The sequence below is a fragment of the Acinetobacter sp. YH01004 genome (assembly GCF_013420455.1).
Classification (GTDB): domain Bacteria; phylum Pseudomonadota; class Gammaproteobacteria; order Pseudomonadales; family Moraxellaceae; genus Acinetobacter; species Acinetobacter towneri.
On sequence record NZ_VOXZ01000004.1, the window covers coordinates 160,946 to 183,637 of the forward strand.

Below are 22,692 nucleotides of genomic sequence, written 5' to 3' on the forward strand. Positions count from 1 at the left end.
AATGATTAGTATTGAGTTTTTAATTGCGTCTGCCATTGGAATGTTAGTCGCGACAGGGATTTATTTAATTTTACGTGCCCGTACCTTTCCTGTGGTTTTAGGTTTGGCGATGATTGGTTATGCCGTCAATATTTTCTTATTCAGCATGGGGCGTATTCAGCTCAATGCACCTGCAATTTTGACTGAAGCTTCAAAAGTCACCGACCCATTACCACAAGCCTTGGTGTTAACCGCAATTGTGATTGGCTTTGCCACCACTGCATTTATTGTGCAATTGGCGCTGCGTAGCCGTTATGAAACAGGGACAGACCACGTCGATGCCAAAGAAGAACATCCACTGCTTGACCCACGTGAGGATGAGCCATAATGACTGATTTCCTCCAATTTTGGCTACAGCATTCACCTATTTTTAGCATCCTGATTCCCACCTTTACCGCATTTATTTTGGTGCTATTAGGCAATCCGGGCTTTGGTTCACTCTCGCATGACTGGCGTCAGCCATGGCGTCGTGGCATTAGTTATCTTTCTGCCACGCTCGGTTTAATCACGGCGATCAGCTATTTAATTCAGGTCAGCAGTGGGCAAATTATTATTTATAATTTGAGCGAATGGGCCGCCCCGTTTGGCATTATTTTAGTGCTAGATCAACTGTCTGCCCTCATGTTGGTACTGACTTATTCACTTGCCTTGCCATTACTGTGGTTTTCCAGCAAAAAATGGGATGAACGTGGTCGCTATTTTCATACCATGGTGCATTTCCTACTCATGGGACTTTGCGGTGCATTCCTCACAGGCGACTTATTTAACCTGTTCGTATTCTTTGAAATCTTGTTGCTGGCCTCGTATGTGTTGTTATTGCACGGTCAGGGCAAAGCACGTTTTCAACTCGGGATTCATTACGTCACCATCAACCTGTTAGCCTCTGCCCTGTTCCTAATTGGTTTGGGGATGATTTACGGCAGTGTCGGCAGTTTAAATATGACCGATGTGGCGCGTCTGATTCCGCTACTCGATGCTGATGCACATAAAATTGCGGTGGCAGGTGGCTTACTGTTATTTGTGGTGTTTGGTATTAAAGCCGCCATGCTTCCTGTCGGTTTCTGGCTACCTAAAACCTATGCCGTGGCGACAACCCCTGTGGCAGCCTTATTCACTATCATGACCAAAGTGGGTGTGTATGCCATTTTGCGGGTCAATGGAACCGTATTTGATGATGCGCTGAGCCATAAAATCCTACAAGACTGGTTGCTGCCGATTGGTCTAATTACCTCACTGTATGGGGTCATTGGCGCAATTGGTGCAGAGCGCTTACGTCGTTTTGTCGGTTTTATGGTGCTGTCTTCGATTGGTACGATCCTGATCGCCATTTCGATGCTGAACACACAGGCATGGTCAGCCGCACTGTATTACTTAGTACACAGTACCTTAATTGCAGCGGCTTTCTATTTGCTGTGTGGCTGGATTACCTCACAACGTGGCGCATTTAAAGATCACTTCAATATTGCCCCGCAAATGAAGCAACACAAAGTACTGGCAATCACATACTTCATGATTGCCTTAATGATGGCAGGTTTGCCACCGTTTAGTGGCTTTTTGGGCAAGGTCTTTATTTTGCAAGCCACCGCCAATATGGCACATCAAGGCTGGATTATTGGCATTATTCTCTTGGTCAGCTTGCTGAGTATTATTGCATTCACCCGTGTCGGCTTTATTTTATTTTGGCGCGCGACCAAACCTGAAGATGATGCGCAAACTGAAGCCTATTATGAATATCAGGCACTACCTGCGATTGCACCGCCCCGTAATGACCGTGTCATTTATTTTCTCCTAACGGGTTTAGTGCTGTACGTGGTATTTGCCAATCCAATTCAACAATATATGCTGAATACTGCACAGCAGATTCAACATAATGCGGCCTATGAAGCACTGATTCTGAAAAAAGACCGTGCTGCAAATGTGATTAGCGTACAACCTTATGATCCATTGTACTTACCTGAAACCAAGTACGGTGGCGAAGCAATTGACACCAATGCACATTTAATTCCCTATGTGATTGATCCAAACACCTTGGAAGGCGAGCATATTTCTGACTATAAACAACGTCAGATTCAACAGCAAAATCGTGAGGAAGCACAGCAACCTAGCGATACTCAACTCAAACCTGCGGAGCCCTAAACATGCAAAAAACGAGACCAAAAACTTCGTTTTGGGATAACCTGCTGCCACACCCGTTTGTATCTGTCTTGGTGGCACTGAGTTGGCTGATGTTGGCGCATAGTGTTTCTGCAGGGAATCTGTTGATGGCACTGGTCTTGGCGCTCTTGATTCCCAAACTGATCCAGCCCTTTATTGCGCGTACACCAGACATCAACTGGACTGCAGCCATTCGCTTATTCTTCGTGGTGGTCTGGGATATTATGATTTGTAATATTCGTGTCGCAAAACTGGTACTTGGCCCAACAGACCGTATGCAGCCAAAATGGTTCCGTGTCCCTCTCGAAACACAACACGAACAGGTCAACAGTATTTTGGCGATGATCATTACCACCACACCAGGCACGGTTACAGCAGGTATTGACCAAGACCGTGGCGATATTTTGGTGCATGCCTTAAACACTGCAGATGAAAGTGTAGATATTCAAGACATCAAAAATCGTTATGAAAAACCGCTGATTGAAATTTTTGGTGCACAGTCAGGAGAAAAGCAATGATGATTCTGCCTTATGCACTTGGAATCTGCATGGTTGCGATTACGCTGTCCATGTTTATGTGCCTATATCGCCTGATTATTGGCCCTTCAATTGTAGACCGCCTGTTGGCCTTGGATACCTTGTTTTTAAATGCGACCTGCTTGGTGGTGGTTCTGGGTATCTATTGGACCAGTACCTCATTATTTGAAGGTGCGTTATTGGTGGCGATGCTAGGCTTTGTGTCTACTGCAGCACTGGCGCGTTACTTCACCAGTGGTCATGTGATTGATTAAGGAGAATGAACATGCAATTACTCATGGAAATTTTAGTGTCATTCTTTTTAATTATTGGCGCATTTTTCATGTTGGTGGGCGGCATTGGCATGGTTCGCCTACCCGACTTATTTATGCGACTGCATGCCCCTACAAAATCCAGCACTTTAGGACTAGGCAGTTTCTTAATTGCAGCCATTATTTATGCGGCATTTGAAGGACGATTTGGCTTTGCAGAAGTATTAATCACCCTATTTGCGTTTATTACCGCGCCTGTTTCTGCCAATTTAATGGCACAGGCAGCACTGCATTTACGTTTACGTTCGATGAGTGGCAATGTGCCTGAAACCTTAGACCGTCCATTACCGTGGCAACGCCAACGTCGTAATTTACGTCGTTATGAAAAAAAGTCCCATGATGATTTGGTCTAGAATATTAGTCAGGCATTAAAAAAAGCATCGTATCCGATATAACCTTGCTTACATTGCAAAAGCTCAAACATGATAGACAAAAAAATGCCACCCGAAGGTGGCATTTTTTATCATCACTGATTTATTCTTCATCTTGCTTAGGTGCTGCAGGAGGTAAATCTTTTACCGCTTCTGCAATCAAACCAAACATATAGTTACCATAGGCATTGGTTTTATCGTAGTGAAAACGCAAACGCGGGGTAATACGTGTCTTAATACGACGGCTTAACTCATGGCGCAAGAAGCCTGATGCTTTATTCAACACATCCAAGGTTTCTTTATTTGCCGTTTCGCTTTGCTCATCGCCTAATTCACGTCCCATGACGGTCACGTACACTTCCGCATATCCTAAGTCTGGGCTCACCTTCACTGCAGAGATGGTCACAAGACCACCTAAGCGTGGATCTTTCAGCTCTTGGCGAATCAGTTCTGACAGCTCACGCTGTACTGTATCCGCCATACGCTTCAGACGTTGACTACCCGCCATTAAAGACTCCGTTTAATCAATTGAACATCGTACACTTCAATCTTATCAAGTGGTTTGATGTCTTTATAGCCTTTTACTGCAAGACCACATTCCATACCTGCGCGAACTTCTTCCACCACGTCTTTATAACGACGAAGTGACTCAAGCTCACCTTGGAATACCACCACATCATCACGTAATACGCGAATTGGTTTGTTACGGTGAAGTACGCCTTCAAGTACCATACAACCTGCAGCTGCACCGAACTTACTTGAGTGGAACACTTCACGCACTTCTGCAACACCCAAAATAGTTTCACGGTGTTCAGGTGCAAGCTTACCGCTCATCGCATCTTTCACATCATCAATTAATTGATAGATGATGCTGTAGTAACGAATGTCAATACCATCGGCATCGGCTTTTTGACGCGCAGTATTGTCAGCACGTACGTTAAAGCCCAGTAATACAGCTTCTGAAGATTCTGCAAGCGTAACGTCAGACTCAGTGATCGCACCTACGCCTGAACCAATCACACGTACACGTACTTCATCGGTAGACAACTCGCCCAATGCAACAATCAAGGCTTCCAAAGTACCTCGTACATCGGTCTTCAATACCACATTGACAAATGGAACGTCTTTTTTGCCCATTGATGCCATGATGTTTTCAAGACGCATTGCGCTTTGACGCTCAAGACGTTTTTGACGCTCACGATCCATACGCGCATCGGCAACTTCACGTGCTTTCTTCTCGTCATTTACAACAAGAACTTCGTCACCTGCCATTGGCGCTTCAGGTAAACCTAAAATTTCAACTGGAATTGAAGGACCTGCAGATTTAATACGCTTACCGTTTTCATCAGTCATGGCACGTACGCGACCATAAGATGAACCTGCAAGTACCAAGTCACCTACATTCAAAGTACCGTTTTGTACCAGAATTGACGTCACTGCACCGCGACCTTTATCTACACGCGCTTCAATCACCACACCTTGCGCTGCACCTTCTTCAGATGCTTTCAATTCCATCATTTCTGCTTGAATTGAAATTAAGTCAAGAAGTTCATCAATACCTTGACCTGAATGCGCCGAAACCATTGCAACAGGTACGTCACCGCCCCATTGTTCAGGTACGATTTCTTTGGTGGTCAATTCATTCAATACGCGGTCTGGATCAGCCGATTCTTTGTCCATTTTGTTAATGGCAACAATAATTGGCGTACCCGCTGCACGCGCATGGTCAATGGCTTCTGCAGTTTGTGGCATCACACCATCATCTGCCGCAACGACCAATACCACGATATCTGTCGCTTTCGCACCACGTGAACGCATTGCAGTAAACGCTGCGTGTCCCGGTGTATCTAAGAAGGTGATAATGCCTTTATCGGTTTGTACGTGGTATGCACCAATGTGCTGGGTAATACCACCCGCTTCGCCTGCAGCCACTTTGGCACGACGAATACGGTCAAGTAATGATGTCTTACCATGGTCAACGTGACCCATGATGGTCACCACTGGTGGACGTGTCGTTTGAACACCACGTGCCTCTTCAGCAGCTTCAAGTAAGTTATCTTCAGCTTGCGTATCAGATACTAGAACTGGGTTGTGGCCCATTTCCTCAACTACAAGTGCTGCAACTTCTTGCTCAATCGCTTGGTTTTGCGTAACTAACTCACCCATTTTCATGAGTGATTTAATAACTTCGCGTACTTTAACTGCCATTTTTGCAGCCAAGTCCGCAACCACAATCGTTGCACCAATTTCAACATCATAAACTTGTTTTTTAACTGGTTTTTCAAAGCCGTGCTTGTTGGCTTGGCTCGTTTTCAAACCGCGTTTATGTGAGTTTTGGCTGAAAGACTGTTCTTCCTGACCACGACGACCACCTTTTTTCGGTGAACGTGTATTGGTGGTGCTGGTACCACGCTTGATTTCACGGTCTTCTTTGGCAAATGAATCTTCATAAGCCTGACCCACAAGACCAGCCGCCAATGGAGAATCATCTACCACACGAATGGTAGCGGTTGCATCTTCATTTGAGTATTTAGATGCCATCTGACGCATTTGCTCAAGCGTACGTTGCTGCGCTTCTTCAGCAGCTTTACGACGTGCTGCTTCTTCAGTCGCTTTCAACTGAGCTGCTTGCGCTTCACGCGCTTTCTTTTGCTCAGGTGTTTCAGTGACTTTCACTGCTTGCTTCACAATTGGCTTGTTGGTTGACTTACGTTTCACCACAACCGCAGCTTTTGCAACTTCTTGCTTGGCTGTTTCTTGCTTGGCTGCTGCACGCATTGCATCTAAAGCTTGTTTCGCTTTTGCGGCACCTGCTTGAGGCGCGTCTGCTTTCGCTTTGCTCTTTTCTGCCACGTCACGTGCTTGCTGTTCTGCTTGCGCTTTTTCAGCTGCTTCCGCCTGTGCTTTTGCCAGTGCTTCCGCTTTAATCTGTTCAGGATCTGGCTTTACAAATGTATGCTTCTTGCGAACTTCTACATTAATCGTTTTCGCTTTGCCCGAAGTACTTGCCACTTTAGCGGTACTGGTGGTTTTACGTTTCAACGTGATTTGTCCTGCTTTACCCTCTTGACCGTGAACCTTTTTTAAATGGTTCACTAGGGTACTTTGTTGTTCCGTGGAAATAATATCGTCAGCGTTACGCTGTGGTAAACCTGCGTCACGAACCTGTTCCAGGAGTTTCTCAACTGGACGACCTACACTGAGCGCTAACTCTTTAATCGACTTGTCCGTCATATATTACCTCCTAGTTAAACCATGATTCGCGCGCTTTCATAATCAATTGACCCGCTTTATCTGTACCTAGACCTTCAATATCTTCGATATCGTCAGTCGCTTGGTCAGCTAAATCATCAACTGTGATGACACCACGAGCGGCAAGCGCATAAGCGATCTCTTGTGTCATGCCTTCCATTGCTAGAAGTTCTGCACTCGGATCTTGGATATTTTCTTGCTGTTGCAATGCGTCTGCCAATGCCACTTCTTTGGCACGACCTTGTAACATTTCAACAATTTCTTCATCTAAATCAATTTCGTCAAATGTTTCCGCAGGAACATACGCAATTTCTTCTAATGAAGTGAAGCCCATTTCTACCAATGCCATCGCCAAATCTTCAGCAATGTCTAGACGTGAAACAAACAAGTCTAAGTATTGTTGCGCTTCATTTTGCTGACGTGCGTGATACTCTTCTTCAAGCATCATGTTCAGCTTATAACCTGTGAGTTCAGAGGCTAAACGTACGTTTTGACCTTGTGAACCAATTGCACGTGCCAACTGATCGCTGGTTGCGAAAATAATGTCGGCAGTACGTTCTTCTTCATCAATCACAATACCCGATACATCGGCTGGCTCTAAAGCACTAGCGATATATTGTGCTGGATCATCAGACCACACCACAACATCAATACGCTCACCATTTAACTCTTGCTGTACCGCTTGGATACGTGTACCACGCATACCAATACATGCACCTACAGGGTCAATACGATGGTCGTTGGTTTTTACTGCAATTTTTGCACGTACACCTGGCTGACGCGCTGCTGCTTTAATTTCGATGATTTCTTCAGAAATTTCTGGAATTTCTTTTTTCATCAATGCAATCAGCATTTCAGGCTTGGCACGTGACAACAACAATTGTGCACCACGACCTTCACGGTTCACGCTGTACAAAATTGCATTCACACGCTGCTTAGGACGCAAAATTTCTTTGGCGATCATTTCTTCACGCGCCAAATATGCTTCTGCATTGTCGCCCAAATCAATAATAAAGCCATCTTTGGTTTGCTTTTTCACTTCACCGTAAATCAGCTCGCCTACTTTGGCTTCATAAGCATCTGCAACCAATGCGCGTTCTGCTTCACGAATTTTTTGCACAATCACTTGCTTGGCAATTTGCGCAGCAATACGACCGAAGTCAATTGACTCAACTTCAAGTTCGCGAATATCGCCAATTGACCACTTTGCAGGGTCTACATCAGAAATTGCATCTTGGCATGCAGGCATTTCATGATCTTCATCTGCCACCACTTCCCACTGACGGAAAGTGCTGTAGTCACCTGTTTTACGATCAATTTCCACACGTAAACGTGCTTCTTCTGAGTTTGTGCCTTCGTAGAATTTCTTTTTCGTCGCAGCAACAAGAGCCTGTTCAAGCGCCTCAAAAATTGCCTCACGACTTACACCTTTTTCGTTACTAACCGTTTCAACGACGGTAAGAATTTCACGTGCCATAAGTCACCTATTCGTTCAGATTCTTATTAATTTGATTAATCTTGGTAAATCAGGTTTGCTTTATCAATATTGTGACTGTCAATCTCCAATACCTGCTGTTTTTCCACTTCGACCTGAATGGTTTCATTTTCCAGATCTACAGCAACCAATTTCGCTTGAAATTTACGACGGTTTTCTACAGCACTGATTAAACGTAACGCAATGGTTTGCCCAATATATGCAGGCAATTGCTCTAATTGGAAAAATGGACGATCCCAACCCGGAGAGGATACTTCAAGTGCATATTCACCTGAAATTGGATCATGCACATCAAGCATTGCACCAACTTGCTGGGTTACACGTACACAATCTTGCACACCAATACCACGACCTTGCTCTAATTCGCCATCTTCATTTAAGACAGGTTCTGCATTTTCATCGACAGCTTTGTCGATATAAATACGTAACAAAGAACGCTTACCTTGTGGAATAAACTCGATTCCCCAAAGATCCACATCACATGCTTGCACTGCTGGCGCAATTAAGTCCTGAAGTGCTTGAGTTTTATTTGATAGCTTCATTTACTCTCGTCATTCTGCTGCGGTTCAATGGTCTTATTTGACCACTACACATTCATACAAACTATAGTAGTAGTGAAACATGACACTTTGACTTTAGGCCGCGCACGGCTTGTATCGACACTACACGATAGCCAATAAAAAAGGGCGTAATCGCCCCTATTCTTGCACAGTAAAACCAATATCCACTGTGCAAAAAGGCCCACCTAGTTGTGAGCCTCTTTAGAAACTTGGTTGCGGGGATTAGACTAAATCTAACCATCTTTGCTAGTTTATTATGCTGAATTCAATCAACTAAAACTAACGTACCACACCATTAGAAACTTGGTAGCGGGAGCTGGATTTGAACCAACGACCTTCGGGTTATGAGCCCGACGAGCTACCAGACTGCTCCATCCCGCATCAACGTGCAAAAATTATATACAAATATGAATAAGTTTTCAATCAAACTTAGCATTTTTGCCTGACTTAAGTTGCACCTTAGTCAGTATAAAGCGTAAAACTCATATTAGAGCATAATCACACTTTTAAAATATTGGTAGCGGGAGCTGGATTTGAACCAACGACCTTCGGGTTATGAGCCCGACGAGCTACCAGACTGCTCCATCCCGCAACAACATGTAAATACTTATCTCAACCTAAAATAATTTAAGTTGCCTACGCTTAATTCACGATAAGCTTAGGATTGATTGGTAGCGGGAGCTGGATTTGAACCAACGACCTTCGGGTTATGAGCCCGACGAGCTACCAGACTGCTCCATCCCGCATCAACAGATTTGCTGCTTAACACCAACTTATGTTTTCTGGATTATAAGTTGGTGCGGAAGGGGGGACTTGAACCCCCACGCCCGAAAGCACTACCACCTCAAGGTAGCGTGTCTACCAATTCCACCACCACCGCAGCTGTGACGCATTCTAGTCGCATCATGCGAAAAAAGAAAGTGCTAAATAAAATTATTCAGCGCTTTTAGGCGCAGTTGGTGAAGTTTCAGGCGATACTGGCTGTGCAGGTGCAGTCGTTTGTACAGTCTGCAAACTATATGCACCTGTGGTTTGTTTCTTGGCAAACACCGCTAAAGTTAAACTGGTTGCAAAAAACAATGCTGTTAAAATTGCCGTTAAACGGGTTAAAAAGTTACCTGAGCCTGACGCACCAAATACGGTTGCCGCACCACCGCCACCAAAAGAAGCGCCTGCATCTGCACCTTTACCATGCTGAACCAAAATTAGTCCAATCATTAAAATGGCTAAGATAATATGTACTACCAGCACAAATGTTTGCATGCTGAACTCCTCATTATTGTGTATTTGCAAAGGCTTGCGCAATTTGATGGAACGATGCCGCATTTAAGGATGCACCACCGACCAAAGCACCATTAATGTCTGGGCAGGCTGCTAACTCTACGGCATTTTCTGGTTTTACACTACCACCATATAAAATAGGTAGAGTCACCGCATAAGCGGTGATTTGGCTTAAACCTTCACGGATTTTTGCATGCATGGTTTGCGCATCTTCAGGTGATGCGGTCTTGCCTGTACCAATTGCCCAAATAGGTTCATACGCAATCACTATCTGTTGCCATTGCTCAGCGTCAACCACAGCAGCAATATCACAAATTTGTTGCAAAACAACTTGCTCTGCCTGACCGCTTTCACGTTGTTGCAGACTTTCACCCACACAATAAATAACTGTCAAACCTGCCTGCAAGGCATTTTTAACTTTTTCATTCAAAATGCTTGGTGTGTCTGCAAAAAGTTCACGACGTTCTGAATGCCCAACCAATACATAATCAATTTGACTGTCTTTTAGCAATTCTGCACTGACTTCGCCTGTATATGCACCCAAACCCGCAATACGGGAAAGGTCTTGTGCAACGGTATAGACAGGACGTACTGCTTCGCTCAATGCAGCTTGAATTTGAGTTAAAGCCAAAGTGACAGGTGCAATCCCCAAATGACACTTTTCAGCCTCTACAGGGCTGTCTTGTAATAATGTTTTAAATTCAGAAATAAGTTGCTGAGCATCGGCATGTATCGGATTCATCTTCCAATTGCCAACCACCCAAGGCTTAATCGTCGTAGCCGACATAGAATAACCTGCAAAAACAATTCATTTAATCGCGCACATTCTACACGCAAATCACATTTCTGCTGAGTTTTTTGTACAAGCTTTGCATCAAACTGCTGCATGAAGTATCTTTTCATGGCAGGACTTACAATTTTTTTAGCAGATTAATGTAACTGGTTCATGCTTTTAGGCGATACTTAGGTGGTGACAGCACTTTCAGATATGGTATTTTTGTGCAACAAAAGTATAATTTTAAGATACCAATTATAAACAATCTTGATTTTGAGGACGTTGGGGAATGTCAGTACAACAAGCTACACCTAGATTTACAGGTTTTATTCGACGTTTGGTCGAAGATGGGCTCGTTTCTGCTGAAAATATGCAAACTGCCATTAAAGCCGCACAAAAAGATAATGTTGATATTGTTCCCTATCTCATTCAAAACCTAAATATCGCGCCTTTAATCATTGCTGAAAAAATTTCTAATGAGTTTGGCGAACCTATTTTTGATTTAAGCGTGTATGACTCTGCGCTCATCGTGCGTGAAGGCATTGATGAAAAGCTTTTCAGCAAATATAACCTTTTACCTATTTTTAAGCGCAATCACCTGCTTTACGTTGCGACCAGTAACCCGACCAATATCGAAGCAATGGATGCCATTCGTTTCAACAGTAAAATGAATATTGAAGCCATTGTGGTCGAACACGATAAATTGGTAAAACTGATTGAACAAAACTTTGCGAGTGAGTCTGCTTTTGAATTTGAAGATGATGACTTCGATCTCAACTTTGAAGATGGTAACAGCGAACCAGAACAAGCTGCAGAAGATGAACCGCAGGGTGATGAATCCCCAATTGTTAAATACATCAACAAATTACTGATTGATGCAATTCGCATGGGTGCTTCGGACTTACACTTTGAACCGTATGAAAAAACCTATCGAGTGCGTTACCGTGTCGATGGTGTATTACGTCAAATTGCCACCCCACCCTTACAGTTAGCTAACCGCTTGGCATCACGTTTAAAAGTGATGTCCCAAATGGACATTTCTGAAAAGCGTGTCCCGCAAGATGGTCGTATTAAATTAAAACTATCTAAAAACAAGTCCATCGACTTCCGTGTGAACTCGTTGCCAACATTGTTCGGTGAAAAAATCGTACTGCGTATTCTTGACCCATCTAGCGCGATGCTTGGGATTGACGCTTTGGGCTATGAACCAGAACAAAAAGAATTGTTCATGGAAGCCTTAGAAAAACCGCAAGGCATGTTACTGATTACAGGCCCAACGGGTTCGGGTAAAACGGTATCGCTATATACAGGCTTAAATATCTTAAACAGAGAAGATACCAACATTTCCACCGCCGAAGACCCTGTGGAAATTAACTTAGAAGGCATCAATCAGGTTAACGTCAACAATAAAGTAGGCTTAACCTTCGCTGCCGCCCTGAAATCTTTCTTACGTCAAGACCCTGATATTGTCATGGTGGGTGAGATTCGTGATCTTGAAACTGCAGAAATTGCAATTAAAGCTGCCCAAACAGGTCACATGGTTTTATCTACCCTACACACCAACAGTGCGCCAGAAACTTTAACGCGTTTACGCAACATGGGCGTTCCTTCCTTTAACATCGCAACTTCGGTAAACCTCGTCATTGCACAGCGTTTGGCACGACGCCTATGCCCGCATTGCAAAGCTCCTTCCGATATTCCAAAACAAAGCTTATTGGAAATGGGCTTTACTGAAGCCGATTTGAGCAATCCAGAATTTCAGGTCTATCAACCTGTAGGCTGTTCTGAATGCCGTGAAGGTTATAAAGGACGTGTTGGTGTTTATGAAGTGATGAAAGTCACACCAGAAATTTCTAGAATTATTATGGAGGATGGTAATGCCATCCAAATTGCTGATGCGTCAGCAAAATCGGGGTTTAACAATCTGCGTCGTTCGGGGTTACTTAAGGTCATGCAGGGGGTGACTTCATTGCAAGAAGTCAATCGTGTGACCAGTGAATAGTTGTAAAATTTAAAATAAGGATAAATACGCATGGCTGTCAAAAAAGCACAGATGATGCCCACCTTCGTTTATGAAGGGATTGACCGCAAAGGGGCTAAGTTAAAAGGGGAAATTCCAGCGCGTAATATGGCCTTGGCAAAGGTCACATTGCGTAAACAAGGGATTACCATCAAGACGATTCGCCAAAAGAAAAAGAATATTCTTGAAGGCTTAATGAAAAAACGGGTGTCGACATTAGACATCACTATTTTCACGCGTCAGCTTGCCACTATGATGAAAGCAGGTGTGCCTTTGGTACAAAGCTTTGAGATTGTTGCCGAAGGTCTTGAAAACCCCGCCATGCGTGAAGTGGTTTTAGGCATTAAAGGTGAAGTGGAAGGCGGGAATACCTTTGCTGGCGCATTGCGTAAATATCCTCAATATTTTGACAATCTGTTCTGCTCTTTGGTTGAATCTGGTGAACAATCGGGTGCACTAGAAACCATGCTGGATCGTGTTGCGATCTATAAAGAAAAGAGTGAGTTACTCAAACAAAAAATTAAAAAAGCCATGAAATACCCTGCAACGGTCATCGTGGTGGCTGTGATTGTGACCATTATTTTGATGGTAAAAGTTGTACCTGTATTTGAAGAGTTGTTTAGCTCTTTTGGTGCAGACTTGCCTGCCTTCACTAAAATGGTGGTCAACATGTCACAATGGATGCAGAAATACTGGTTTATTCTGATTATTGTGATTGGGGTCATGATTGCAGGTTTCTTGGAAACTAAAAAACGCAGTAAAAAATTCCGTGACTTCTTAGACAAAGCGGCACTGAAAGCGCCTATTTTTGGTGACTTGGTCTATAAAGCCATTATCGCGCGTTATAGCCGTACTTTAGCCACTACTTTTGCTGCTGGTGTACCCTTAATTGATGCTTTGGAATCGACCGCTGGGGCAACCAATAACGTGGTCTATGAAGAAGCGGTGATGAAAATACGTGATGATGTCGCGACAGGACAGCAGCTACAATTCGCCATGCGTGTCACCAATAAATTCCCTTCTATGGCGGTGCAAATGGTCGCCATTGGTGAAGAATCAGGTGCGCTAGATGCCATGCTGGATAAAGTCGCAACCCACTATGAAAACGAAGTCGACAACGCAGTAGATGGCTTAACCTCAATGATGGAGCCGTTGATTATGTCTGTCTTGGGTATTTTAGTGGGTGGTTTAGTTGTCGCCATGTACCTTCCAATCTTCCAAATGGGTTCTGTGGTTTAATGCAAGAATTAATCGCGTATTTGATCCAAAATCCAACTGCGCTCTATATCGCAGTTGGACTTTTTAGTTTATGTATTGGCAGTTTTTTGAATGTGGTGATTTATCGCACCCCAAAAATGATGGAACAGGAGTGGCGTAACGACTGCCAAATGTTGTTACATCCTGAACAAGCCATTATTGATGAAAGTAAAATCACCCTCAGCAAACCTGCATCGACCTGTCCCAAATGTCACAACCCAATTCGTTGGTATCAAAATATTCCTGTGCTGAGTTGGTTGGTATTACGCGGTAAATGTGGCAACTGCCAAAACCCGATCAGTATACGTTATCCACTGATTGAGGTATTAACTGCTATTTGCGCTCTGATTGTGCTTGCGGTATTTGGCCCAACCGTACAAATGCTATTTGGCTTGCTACTCACTTATACCTTGATTGCGCTCACCTTCATTGATTTCGATACACAACTCTTGCCAGACCGTTATACCCTGCCTTTGGCTGCACTGGGTTTGGCCGTCAACAGCTATGCCATCTATACCTCACCAACCTCGGCAATTTGGGGCTATGTGATTGGCTTCCTATGTCTATGGGTGGTGTATTACCTATTTAAAATCGTCACAGGCAAAGAAGGCATGGGCTATGGCGACTTCAAGCTCCTTGCCGCTTTAGGTGCATGGATGGGGCCGATGATGTTACCCCTGATTGTGCTGCTATCGTCCTTAGTTGGGGCGATTATTGGCATTATTCTGTTAAAAGTACGTAAAGAAAATCAACCCTTTGCGTTTGGTCCGTATATCGCCATTGCGGGCTGGATTGCCTTTTTATGGGGCGAGCCAATCATGAAAGTATATTTGGGACAATAAGGACAGCACATGCGTTTTGTTTTGGGTCTAACAGGAGGAATTGGCAGTGGCAAGTCTGCAGCCAGTGCGTGGTTTGAGACCCAAGGCATTGTTGTGGTCGATGCAGATGTGGTTGCACGTGAAGTAGTCGAAAAAGGACAGCCTGCCTTAAAGCAAATTCGACAACACTTTGGCGATTGGGTTTTACTTGAGAATGGTGAGCTTGATCGTCGTGCCTTACGTGAACACATTTTCAAAGAACCAAGTGCACGACAAGCACTTGAAAAAATCACCCACCCTGCAATTCGTGAATCGATTATTCAACAATTAAATGCTGCCAATAGCCCCTACGTGGTTTTGGTTTCACCACTCTTGTTTGAAACCAATCAACATCAATTGACCCAACATACATTATTGATTGATGCTACTGAAGCACTACAAATTCACCGTGCCTCACAACGTGATGGTCAAACGGTTGAGCAAATTCATAAAATTATTCAAGCACAAATGCCACGTGCTGAAAAACAACGCCTAGCCGATGACATTGTGCTGAACGATGGGCATTTAGATCATTTGTATAGCAAACTTGAAGTATTGCATCAGCAGTATTTAAAGCGAGCGATGCAGTAAGCAAATTAATCTGACTGTTTTTTTTGCTGTTCAAGTTGGGCTTTTAAGCTGTCAGGTCGTGCCCACCAACGCCAAGGTTGCAAAGCGCCAATCCCCATACCCATCAAGCCACATAAAATTGCCAGACTCAACGGCTCGCCCAATAAAGGGACAGCAAGAATCGCAGCAATAAACGGCGCCAAGGTCACAATACTACCAGTTTTGAATGCCCCCAAACGCTTAATTGCCTCGACATAGCTAAGTGTTGCGATGATTACCACAAATACCCCATGAAAAACAGTTTGCAGCAATAAATGAATCGGTTCGGGTGCGGTGAGTTGTTTCGGGAAAAACAGTACGTAAATCGGGACATAGACGATTGCCGACCAAATTGCGACACCTGCCATAGCATGCCAAGCGGAGAGCTTCCATTGTCTTAATAAAACCGTAAACACACCCCACCAAATAGCGCTGATAAAAAACAGTCCATCCCCAAGTCCAAAGGCAACACCTGTTTCTTGATACATCAGCGCACTCATACCCGCAATGGCGGTCAGCATAATTACAATACTGATCCATGTATGGCGGTCAAAAGGCACTCGAAATAACATCCAAGCAGCAATGGCGGTACAAACAGGAATACAGCCATTCAAAAAAATGGCAGCATGCGCAGCAGGTACATAATGAAAAGCACTATACGCAGTCAGGCAATAGCCCACTCCACCAATCATTGCCAAAATAAAAGGCTCTTTTTTCCATAAAAATGCCGTATCTTTTTTCCAGATAAGAATCGGCATTAAAATACAAAAAGCCAAAGCAAAGCGTAAGGCGGTAATATCCCAAGCACTGATCTGCCATTGTGCATTCAGCCGAGCAGTTAGGGTAAAACCACCCCAAATGCACATGGTAACAAGCACCAAAGCATAACCTTGCTTTTGGGGAGATAGACGAATCACGGTGTTGAAAGCATCAATAAAATAGCAAATACAAAATCAGCAATTAAGCCTGACGCTGACGACAAGCTTCATACAAGGCCATACCTGTTGCAACACTGACATTCAGACTTTGCAGATTTCCTGCCATTGGAATAAATACGGTTTGATCACATTGTGACTGGGTAATTGGGCGTAAACCTGTATCTTCTGCGCCCATCACCACGCATACTGCTGTGCCTGTAAAGTCAAATTGCTGAATTGGCAAAGCTTTTTCATCCAGCATCGTACCCACCACGCGCACATTAAACTCTTGTTTCAAATGCGCCAAAGTACGTGCCAAATTGGTCACTTGGATAAATTTGACTTTTTCTGCACCACCTGCAGCTACTTTGCGTGCAGTTGGGGTCAAACTTGCTGAACGATCACGCGGCACAATCACGGCAGTAACCCCCATCGCAGCGGCAGTACGGATACACGCACCCAAGTTATGCGGGTCGGTGACTTGGTCGAGCGCCAAAAGTAAAGGCTTGCTATCAGCCTGCAACAAGGCATCCAAGTCTTTTTCATTCAGAGTTGGATGTGGGCGTACTGCAGCCACCACTCCTTGGTGAAAAGGCAAACCTGCCAGTTTTTCCAAGCTGTCACGGCTGGCTTTTTGCACACTAATGCCAAATGGTTCGGCAAGTTCTAAAATCTTTTGTAAACGCTGATCATCACGCCCTTTTAAGGTAAAAAGAGTTAAGACGCGCTCTGGCTCAAGCTCCAATAATGACTCCACCGAGTGAACGCCATAATAATATTCAGGTTTTGCCATGAACGACCTCTAATTAATGCACCAATAAACCAGCGAAAACGAAAAATCCTGCAAAGCTGACTTTACAGGATTTCAATAAGATCTAGTTTAACCGATTCGGGTGAAAATTTCTTGATTCAATTCCGCTTGATTGGGTGCTCAAGCAGGAGAAAAATGAAATCTTAATTCAATACCCTATTATCGGCTGATTAGCCTTCTAAGTGGCACACGTAATCGAGCACTTCATCGGTTTCGATGCTGAAACGGCTATTGCCAGGCACATAGAACGATTGACCCGCGCGGAATAATTCACTTTCTTCGCTATCGGCAATTTTGACACGACATTCACCTGAAATAATTTCCATACGTTCAGGTACATGCGTTTCGAAAGTCAAGGCTTGTTCAGTCGGTAAAATTACCCCTAAGGTTTTTTTGGTACCGTCTTCAAATTGCACCGTGTGACTGATGCATTGCCCACCAAAATAGACATTCGACTTTTTCACAACTGATACATGATCAAACTGAGCTGACATGCGTATTCTCCAGGTAACGCGTTTTTATATTTTTGACTGATGTAGTTTAATTCTGTCCTCAGAACTAATCAATCTGTGTTTACAGTGGGCTTTGCGTAAATTGAACAATGTTTCAATACGCAGCATGCAACACGCTGACAGCACAGTCTAAGCCAATGCCAGAGGCATGCAAAGTACTCTGCTCTAGATTCTTCCCCACTAAAGTGCTAAATCTGAATGTGAAACAGATCACGAATAGTATCTATATCGTTTAAGTTCCACCATATCAAGCAGCACCGAAAACTCCCCAAGTGAATATACTGCAATTTAATGACCATCCAATGAAATGATCAAATGATCATGTGTTTTATATATGATGCTTATCGGGTACATTTTTTGTTGTTTGCGCTGCAATTTAAGCTAGAATTAAATAGAAGAAAATAACAGCCTTGTTATGGCATTTCCAAAACTTGACTCTCTTTCACTGACACTTTTCGCAGCTTGGATGCGTTTATGCTGACTCATTTAACACTGATTAACTTTGCCCTTGCCGACCACTTAGCACTGGATATTGAAACAGGTTTTAACGTTCTGACAGGGGAAACAGGTGCAGGTAAATCCTTACTTTTAGATGCGCTCTCTGCCTGTTTAGGTGAACGTACCGATACCAATTATGTACGTTTTGGCTCAGATAAAGCCGATGTGACCGCGAGTTTCAGTTATCAGGACAATAGCCCTGAAGCACAATGGCTAAAAGAACATGAATTAGATGATGAGTCTGGTGAAATCCATTTACGTCGGGTAATTTTTGCCACAGGGCGCAGCAAAGCATGGATTAATGGTCGTCCAAGCAGTTTGGCAGAGCTGAAAGAAATTGGACGCTTACTGGTACAGTTATACAGTCAGCACAGTCAGCAACAATTGCTCGAACCGCCTTATCCAAAGCACTGGCTTGATCGTTATTATAATTTTTATACCCCTGCCCAAGCAGTACGTGATGCTTATAGTACCTGGCAAAAAAATATCCGACAGCATCAGGCGGCGCTGGATGCACAGGCAACTCGCAAGCAGCGCATCGAAACTCTAAACTTACAGCTCGAAGAACTCGAAGAACTGGTACAAATCGATTATAAGGAGATTGAACAAGAGTTTGATCGCCTAAGCCATCATGAACATATCATGCAGGATTGCAGTTATAGCTTAAATGCCTTAGACGAAGCCGAGCAAAACATCACTCAGGAAATTGCTTCGATTATTCGCCGCTTGGAATCGCATGCGGGGCGCAGTGAGCAATTATCGGAAATTTATAATTCATTGTTAAATGCGCAAAGTGAATTAGATGATGCGACAGCCAATTTACGTCAGTTTATTGATCGTCAAAGCTTTGATCCAGAGCGCATGGAAGAACTGAATCAGAAGCTGGAAGTTTTTCATCGTTTGGCACGTAAATACCGCACTCAGCCTGAATTACTGAAACAAGAGTTCGATACTTGGCAAGCCGAACTCACGGCTTTACATGAACTGGAAGATCCTGAAACTTTGGCAGAACAAGTAGAAGTGGCACATCAGGACTTCTTAGCCAAAGCACAACATTTAGATGATATCCGTCGTGAAGCAGCTGCACCGCTCGCTAAACAACTAACCGAGCAAGTTAAACAATTGGCACTGCCTGAGGCACATTTTGAATTTAAATTTGAACCTTTAGAACAAGTTTCTGCGGAAGGGTTAAGTTTTATTCAATTATTGTTTACCGCCAACAAAGGTATTCCTGCACAGCCATTGGCACGCGTGGCTTCTGGTGGTGAATTATCGCGGATTGCCTTGGTTATGCAAGTCATGAATGCCGAAAAAACCGAAGCCGAAGTCTTGGTTTTTGATGAAATTGATGTCGGGATTAGTGGTGGTACCGCAGAAATTGTGGGGCGCTTACTCGCAGGTTTGGCGCAACACGTTCAAATTTTATGTATTACCCACCAAGCACAAGTGGCAGCACAGTCTGATCAACACCTTTTAGTGAAAAAGCGTCAGACCGACCCTGCCAGCAGCACCATTGTTGAATTAGAAGAAGATGCGCGTATTTTAGAATTGGCACGCATGACAGGCGGCGTTGAAATTAATGACACCACCCTGCAACACGCCAAACAATTACGCCAATTGAAGTTTCAACAGGCTTAAAAACCAACGCTGTCACAAAAAGAGCTTGGTGAAATCACAAAGCTCAAGTAACGTGTATCCTAAAGGAATAGGTTTTTCTAGAAGCAACTGTTTTTAAGGAGAATTGCTTAGGTGACTAAACAATATCTGACGCATCGCTGTCTCATAGCCCCGCCCGATATGAATGATGAGTTTTTTGCAAACACCGTCATCTATTTGGCACGTCATGATGAAGACGGTGCGCAAGGCATTATTATCAACCGTCCATCGGGTATCCAAATCAAAGAATTACTCAATGATTTAGATATAGACGCAGATAATGTGCATCCTCACGAAGTTCTACAAGGTGGTCCATTACGACCTGAGGCAGGTTTTGTTTTACACACAGGGCAGCCAACTTGGCATTCATCTATCGCTGTTGGTGAAAATGTCTGTATCACCACCTCTAAAGATATTTTAGATGCAATTGCCCACAATGAAGGCGTTGGACGCTACCAAATTGCCTTAGGCTATGCCAGCTGGGGCAAACAACAACTCGAACAGGAAATTGCTCGGGGCGATTGGCTGATTTGCGAATCCGACATGGACTTAATTTTTAATTTACCTTATGACGATCGTTGGGATGCCGCTTATCGTAAAATGGGCGTAGATCCAACATGGTTATCTTCAGAGATTGGTCATGCCTGAAACAACACAAGCCCAAACCATTATGGCATTTGACTTCGGTACGCAAAAAATGGGCATGGCTGTGGGGCAGGCACTAATTGAAAGTGCGACCCCACTCGCCCTCTTCCCCATGAAAGATGGCATTCCACAATGGGAAAACTTGCTGAAAATCATCAAGCAACATCAGCCACAATTATTTCTAGTGGGCTTACCTTTAAATATGGATGATAGCGAGTCGGAACTGTCTACCCGTGCACGTAAGTTTGCCAGACGCTTACGCCATCAAAGCAATATCAACACCCTAATGGTCGATGAACGCCTAACCACACGTGAAGCACGTGATGAGCTTGATCATTATCAAGCCCAAGGGCTTGGCAAAAAGCTCGCAGCCGACAGTCTTGCCGCAGCACTATTGATTGAAAGCTGGTATCGTGAGCCTCACGGCATTCAGCCTTAAATCCTGTTTCTGAATAGATAACAACGACAAACGAAAGAATTGGGATATTGATCGTTAGAATGCCTAAGACCATCTTTAAAAAGTCTATTGGTCTGGCGATTTTTTGATATAAAGTGACACCATCCTTTTGGTGTGAATGGGTAAATCCGCATGGCACTGTCTAGCTTTGGCAAGATTCTCACAGTCTTAGACTTATTTTCAACCGCACGTCCTGTCATTAATGTAGATACCATTAGTGAGGAACTTGGTTTATCTAAGCCTACCAGTTACCGCTATTTAAAAGAGTTGGTTTCAGCAGAGTTGTTGCAGCGCATGAGTGGCACATCGGGAGATTACACCCTTGGGCCAAAAATTGCGGTATTGGATTTTATCTCTCGCACGACCGATCCTTTGGTCACCATCAGTATTCCGTTTATGAAAAAAATTGCGGAACGTACAGAATTTTGCTGTTTATTGACCCAACTCAATCAAGATTCCTGCATTGATGTGCATCACGAAATCTTTAAAGATACGCCTTTGCTGTCTTATGGTCGCGGCTGCCCACGTCCTGTTTATGTCGGCTCATCGCCAAAAATTATTATGGCGCATCTGCCTAAAGCTAAAATTTTAGACTATTACCAGCGTTTTTCTACCGAATTGGCACAAGTCAATTTTGCACAAGATGAAGATGACTTTTTGCAGCAAATGCGCAAAATCAAAAAACAAGGCTATTATTTTTCTAACGGCGAACTTGATGCAGAAATTGCAGGTTTATCTGTACCGATTCGTTTTTCATCTAAAGATGCACCTTATGCATTGACGCTGCTGGCATCTAAAAACCGTTTTGAATTTGTCAATTTGCAAAAACTGATTGAAATTTTGCAGGACAATGCAGAACAAATTGAAAAACAGGTGGAAGTACTGAATACCAGTTTTAGTATAGAACTCACTTAAAGATTTAGGTTGTTGATACCTTAAAGCACTGAATTTAAATACAATTAAAATTTATTCCTGAATAAGGATTTAGAGTGCTAAATCAAGTTTTATTCAATAGCCGTGTGAAAATAGCGAAAGGTCAGATTAATTCTGGGTTGTATAATTTTATTGGACTTCATTAAGGCATGTTTCCAATAGTGTTGTGTCGTGCCACGCATGACCAACAACTGACCGCTGTGCAACAGTAGCTCAACCTTGTTGGCGCGGTGTTTATGCTGAAAACAAAATTTACGGGTTGCCCCCAAACTCAAAGATGCAATGACAGCGTGTCTGCCTAAATTCGGCTCATCATCACTGTGCCAACCCAAGCCCTGCGTACCATCTTGATATAAATTGGCCAAACATGAATTAAAGGGATGCCCGACCCATTGTTCAATTTGCTGTTTCAATCGCCACAAAGCAGGCTGCCATAGCAGTGCCTGCTTAACTGCTCCCGAATAACGATATTGATACTGCTCATCGCCATACCATGCCACTTGGCGCTGTGTCCGATAATACTGACCAAAGAGCAGACCTTCATCAGGCTGCCATGCCAAATGTTGCAGAAAATACTGCAAATAACGCTCACTATGCTCCGCACTCAGCACCAAACCATAGTCCTGCACAATGCCGTCATAAGGCAGTACGTTGTCACAACGCACAGGTGCAAACAATTCTAGATTCATGGTCATTCCTATGCTGAATAGCTTATTGTTTAATCTAAAACAAGGATCAGGACT

At 43.7% G+C, this 22,692-nt stretch carries 23 protein-coding genes and 4 tRNA genes; 13 read left to right on the top strand and 14 right to left on the bottom strand.

Features of this window, described 5'->3' with window-relative positions; translation table 11 throughout:
- Position 1 precedes the first annotated feature (1 nt).
- The 5 genes from FTT71_RS04585 to FTT71_RS04605 are packed head-to-tail and all read left to right on the top strand — an operon-like array spanning position 2 to position 3,393.
- A complete protein-coding gene (locus tag FTT71_RS04585; protein ID WP_004975886.1) occupies positions 2-367 on the top strand; it encodes a Na+/H+ antiporter subunit C in 366 nt (121 codons plus the stop codon).
- Positions 367-2,175 carry a monovalent cation/H+ antiporter subunit D gene (locus FTT71_RS04590; protein WP_180160733.1) on the top strand — a complete coding sequence of 603 codons (1,809 nt, stop codon included), beginning with the start codon at positions 367-369 and terminating at the stop codon, positions 2,173-2,175. Before FTT71_RS04585 ends, FTT71_RS04590 begins: the two co-directional genes overlap by 1 nt.
- Before the next feature lie 2 nt (positions 2,176-2,177).
- Positions 2,178-2,711, top strand: a complete 534-nt coding sequence (locus FTT71_RS04595) for a Na+/H+ antiporter subunit E (protein WP_004975882.1) — start codon at positions 2,178-2,180, stop codon at positions 2,709-2,711.
- On the top strand, positions 2,708-2,983 hold the full coding sequence (locus tag FTT71_RS04600; protein ID WP_004975880.1) for a monovalent cation/H+ antiporter subunit F: 276 nt from the start codon (positions 2,708-2,710) through the stop codon (positions 2,981-2,983). Before FTT71_RS04595 ends, FTT71_RS04600 begins: the two co-directional genes overlap by 4 nt.
- 11 nt (positions 2,984-2,994) lie before the next feature.
- Complete coding sequence (locus tag FTT71_RS04605) at positions 2,995-3,393, top strand: Na+/H+ antiporter subunit G (protein WP_004975877.1); 399 nt, start codon at positions 2,995-2,997, stop codon at positions 3,391-3,393.
- A 121-nt stretch (positions 3,394-3,514) separates the two neighbouring features.
- Here FTT71_RS04605 and FTT71_RS04610 read toward each other — a convergent pair whose 3' ends face one another.
- The 10 genes from FTT71_RS04610 to tpiA all read right to left on the bottom strand — a co-directional run bounded on the left by FTT71_RS04610 (position 3,515) and on the right by tpiA (position 10,786).
- Positions 3,515-3,919, bottom strand: coding sequence for a ribosome-binding factor A (locus tag FTT71_RS04610; protein ID WP_004975876.1), 405 nt, complete (start codon positions 3,917-3,919; stop codon positions 3,515-3,517).
- Positions 3,919-6,645: a translation initiation factor IF-2 gene (gene infB / locus FTT71_RS04615; RefSeq protein ID WP_178866000.1), complete on the bottom strand. Its 2,727-nt coding sequence runs from the start codon at positions 6,643-6,645 to the stop codon at positions 3,919-3,921. Before infB ends, FTT71_RS04610 begins: the two co-directional genes overlap by 1 nt.
- 10 nt (positions 6,646-6,655) lie before the next feature.
- Positions 6,656-8,140 carry a transcription termination factor NusA gene (gene nusA, locus FTT71_RS04620; RefSeq protein WP_131261098.1) on the bottom strand — a complete coding sequence of 495 codons (1,485 nt, stop codon included), beginning with the start codon at positions 8,138-8,140 and terminating at the stop codon, positions 6,656-6,658.
- Positions 8,141-8,175: 35 nt separating this feature from the next.
- A complete protein-coding gene (gene rimP, locus FTT71_RS04625) occupies positions 8,176-8,700 on the bottom strand; it encodes a ribosome maturation factor RimP (protein ID WP_004975871.1) in 525 nt (174 codons plus the stop codon).
- A 322-nt stretch (positions 8,701-9,022) separates the two neighbouring features.
- Positions 9,023-9,099: transfer RNA gene (locus tag FTT71_RS04630), tRNA-Met, on the bottom strand.
- Between the two features lie 134 nt (positions 9,100-9,233).
- Positions 9,234-9,310: transfer RNA gene (locus FTT71_RS04635), tRNA-Met, on the bottom strand.
- 77 nt (positions 9,311-9,387) lie between these two features.
- Positions 9,388-9,464: transfer RNA gene (locus tag FTT71_RS04640), tRNA-Met, on the bottom strand.
- Between the two features lie 49 nt (positions 9,465-9,513).
- Positions 9,514-9,598: transfer RNA gene (locus FTT71_RS04645), tRNA-Leu, on the bottom strand.
- 53 nt (positions 9,599-9,651) lie between these two features.
- Positions 9,652-9,981, bottom strand: a complete 330-nt coding sequence (gene secG, locus FTT71_RS04650) for a preprotein translocase subunit SecG (RefSeq protein WP_004975868.1) — start codon at positions 9,979-9,981, stop codon at positions 9,652-9,654.
- 13 nt (positions 9,982-9,994) lie between these two features.
- Entirely contained in the window at positions 9,995-10,786 is a 792-nt protein-coding gene (gene tpiA / locus FTT71_RS04655; RefSeq protein WP_019836081.1) for a triose-phosphate isomerase, read from the bottom strand.
- A 277-nt stretch (positions 10,787-11,063) separates the two neighbouring features.
- On the opposite strand from tpiA, the gene pilB reads away from it, so the two are divergent.
- From pilB to coaE, 4 genes are read left to right on the top strand one after another with little or no spacing between them, the layout of a single operon-like run.
- The gene (pilB, locus tag FTT71_RS04660) at positions 11,064-12,776 is read left to right on the top strand and encodes a type IV-A pilus assembly ATPase PilB (RefSeq protein ID WP_179996326.1); all 1,713 of its coding nucleotides are present in this window, start codon (positions 11,064-11,066) and stop codon (positions 12,774-12,776) included.
- Between the two features lie 30 nt (positions 12,777-12,806).
- Positions 12,807-14,033, top strand: a complete 1,227-nt coding sequence (locus FTT71_RS04665) for a type II secretion system F family protein (RefSeq protein WP_179997302.1) — start codon at positions 12,807-12,809, stop codon at positions 14,031-14,033.
- A complete protein-coding gene (locus FTT71_RS04670) occupies positions 14,033-14,893 on the top strand; it encodes an A24 family peptidase (RefSeq protein WP_180043886.1) in 861 nt (286 codons plus the stop codon). Before FTT71_RS04665 ends, FTT71_RS04670 begins: the two co-directional genes overlap by 1 nt.
- Positions 14,894-14,902: 9 nt before the next feature.
- Positions 14,903-15,502: a dephospho-CoA kinase gene (coaE, locus tag FTT71_RS04675; protein WP_179997300.1), complete on the top strand. Its 600-nt coding sequence runs from the start codon at positions 14,903-14,905 to the stop codon at positions 15,500-15,502.
- A gap of 5 nt (positions 15,503-15,507) precedes the next feature.
- Here coaE and FTT71_RS04680 read toward each other — a convergent pair whose 3' ends face one another.
- The 3 genes from FTT71_RS04680 to FTT71_RS04690 form a co-directional block, all read right to left on the bottom strand.
- A complete protein-coding gene (locus tag FTT71_RS04680) occupies positions 15,508-16,437 on the bottom strand; it encodes a DMT family transporter (RefSeq protein ID WP_179988499.1) in 930 nt (309 codons plus the stop codon).
- Positions 16,438-16,480: 43 nt separating this feature from the next.
- Positions 16,481-17,230: a 23S rRNA (guanosine(2251)-2'-O)-methyltransferase RlmB gene (rlmB, locus tag FTT71_RS04685; protein ID WP_004975856.1), complete on the bottom strand. Its 750-nt coding sequence runs from the start codon at positions 17,228-17,230 to the stop codon at positions 16,481-16,483.
- A gap of 188 nt (positions 17,231-17,418) precedes the next feature.
- Positions 17,419-17,742 (bottom strand): pyrimidine/purine nucleoside phosphorylase, encoded by a 324-nt coding sequence (locus tag FTT71_RS04690; protein WP_004975854.1) that lies wholly within the window; start codon positions 17,740-17,742, stop codon positions 17,419-17,421.
- Between the two features lie 492 nt (positions 17,743-18,234).
- Between FTT71_RS04690 and recN the strand changes: the two genes are divergently transcribed.
- The 4 genes from recN (at position 18,235) to FTT71_RS04710 (ending at position 21,931) form a co-directional block, all read left to right on the top strand.
- Complete coding sequence (gene recN, locus FTT71_RS04695) at positions 18,235-19,896, top strand: DNA repair protein RecN (protein ID WP_180072341.1); 1,662 nt, start codon at positions 18,235-18,237, stop codon at positions 19,894-19,896.
- A gap of 111 nt (positions 19,897-20,007) precedes the next feature.
- Positions 20,008-20,562 carry a YqgE/AlgH family protein gene (locus tag FTT71_RS04700; protein ID WP_004975844.1) on the top strand — a complete coding sequence of 185 codons (555 nt, stop codon included), beginning with the start codon at positions 20,008-20,010 and terminating at the stop codon, positions 20,560-20,562.
- Complete coding sequence (gene ruvX / locus FTT71_RS04705; protein ID WP_180158803.1) at positions 20,555-20,998, top strand: Holliday junction resolvase RuvX; 444 nt, start codon at positions 20,555-20,557, stop codon at positions 20,996-20,998. The genes FTT71_RS04700 and ruvX overlap by 8 nt, the downstream gene beginning before the upstream one ends.
- Before the next feature lie 150 nt (positions 20,999-21,148).
- On the top strand, positions 21,149-21,931 hold the full coding sequence (locus FTT71_RS04710) for an IclR family transcriptional regulator (protein ID WP_167845729.1): 783 nt from the start codon (positions 21,149-21,151) through the stop codon (positions 21,929-21,931).
- 89 nt (positions 21,932-22,020) lie between these two features.
- Here the strand turns inward: FTT71_RS04710 and FTT71_RS04715 are convergent, their stop codons facing one another.
- Positions 22,021-22,638 (bottom strand): alpha-ketoglutarate-dependent dioxygenase AlkB, encoded by a 618-nt coding sequence (locus FTT71_RS04715; protein WP_180160734.1) that lies wholly within the window; start codon positions 22,636-22,638, stop codon positions 22,021-22,023.
- Positions 22,639-22,692 lie beyond the last annotated feature (54 nt).

Excerpts from the sequence above, each read along its gene's own strand:
- FTT71_RS04610 (WP_004975876.1), bottom strand. The coding sequence starts at position 3,919 with ATGGCGGGTAGTCAACGTCTGAAGCGTATGGCGGATACAGTACAGCGT.
- nusA (WP_131261098.1), bottom strand. The coding sequence starts at position 8,140 with ATGGCACGTGAAATTCTTACCGTCGTTGAAACGGTTAGTAACGAAAAA.
- rimP (WP_004975871.1), bottom strand. The coding sequence starts at position 8,700 with ATGAAGCTATCAAATAAAACTCAAGCACTTCAGGACTTAATTGCGCCA.
- pilB (WP_179996326.1), top strand. The coding sequence starts at position 11,064 with ATGTCAGTACAACAAGCTACACCTAGATTTACAGGTTTTATTCGACGT.
- secG (WP_004975868.1), bottom strand. The coding sequence starts at position 9,981 with ATGCAAACATTTGTGCTGGTAGTACATATTATCTTAGCCATTTTAATG.
- FTT71_RS04585 (WP_004975886.1), top strand. The coding sequence starts at position 2 with ATGATTAGTATTGAGTTTTTAATTGCGTCTGCCATTGGAATGTTAGTC.
- FTT71_RS04710 (WP_167845729.1), top strand. The coding sequence starts at position 21,149 with ATGGCACTGTCTAGCTTTGGCAAGATTCTCACAGTCTTAGACTTATTT.
- coaE (WP_179997300.1), top strand. The coding sequence starts at position 14,903 with ATGCGTTTTGTTTTGGGTCTAACAGGAGGAATTGGCAGTGGCAAGTCT.
- FTT71_RS04590 (WP_180160733.1), top strand. The coding sequence starts at position 367 with ATGACTGATTTCCTCCAATTTTGGCTACAGCATTCACCTATTTTTAGC.
- FTT71_RS04600 (WP_004975880.1), top strand. The coding sequence starts at position 2,708 with ATGATGATTCTGCCTTATGCACTTGGAATCTGCATGGTTGCGATTACG.
- FTT71_RS04605 (WP_004975877.1), top strand. The coding sequence starts at position 2,995 with ATGCAATTACTCATGGAAATTTTAGTGTCATTCTTTTTAATTATTGGC.
- tpiA (WP_019836081.1), bottom strand. The coding sequence starts at position 10,786 with ATGTCGGCTACGACGATTAAGCCTTGGGTGGTTGGCAATTGGAAGATG.
- FTT71_RS04690 (WP_004975854.1), bottom strand. The coding sequence starts at position 17,742 with ATGTCAGCTCAGTTTGATCATGTATCAGTTGTGAAAAAGTCGAATGTC.
- infB (WP_178866000.1), bottom strand. The coding sequence starts at position 6,645 with ATGACGGACAAGTCGATTAAAGAGTTAGCGCTCAGTGTAGGTCGTCCA.
- FTT71_RS04715 (WP_180160734.1), bottom strand. The coding sequence starts at position 22,638 with ATGAATCTAGAATTGTTTGCACCTGTGCGTTGTGACAACGTACTGCCT.
- FTT71_RS04595 (WP_004975882.1), top strand. The coding sequence starts at position 2,178 with ATGCAAAAAACGAGACCAAAAACTTCGTTTTGGGATAACCTGCTGCCA.
- ruvX (WP_180158803.1), top strand. The coding sequence starts at position 20,555 with ATGCCTGAAACAACACAAGCCCAAACCATTATGGCATTTGACTTCGGT.
- FTT71_RS04665 (WP_179997302.1), top strand. The coding sequence starts at position 12,807 with ATGGCTGTCAAAAAAGCACAGATGATGCCCACCTTCGTTTATGAAGGG.
- rlmB (WP_004975856.1), bottom strand. The coding sequence starts at position 17,230 with ATGGCAAAACCTGAATATTATTATGGCGTTCACTCGGTGGAGTCATTA.
- FTT71_RS04670 (WP_180043886.1), top strand. The coding sequence starts at position 14,033 with ATGCAAGAATTAATCGCGTATTTGATCCAAAATCCAACTGCGCTCTAT.
- recN (WP_180072341.1), top strand. The coding sequence starts at position 18,235 with ATGCTGACTCATTTAACACTGATTAACTTTGCCCTTGCCGACCACTTA.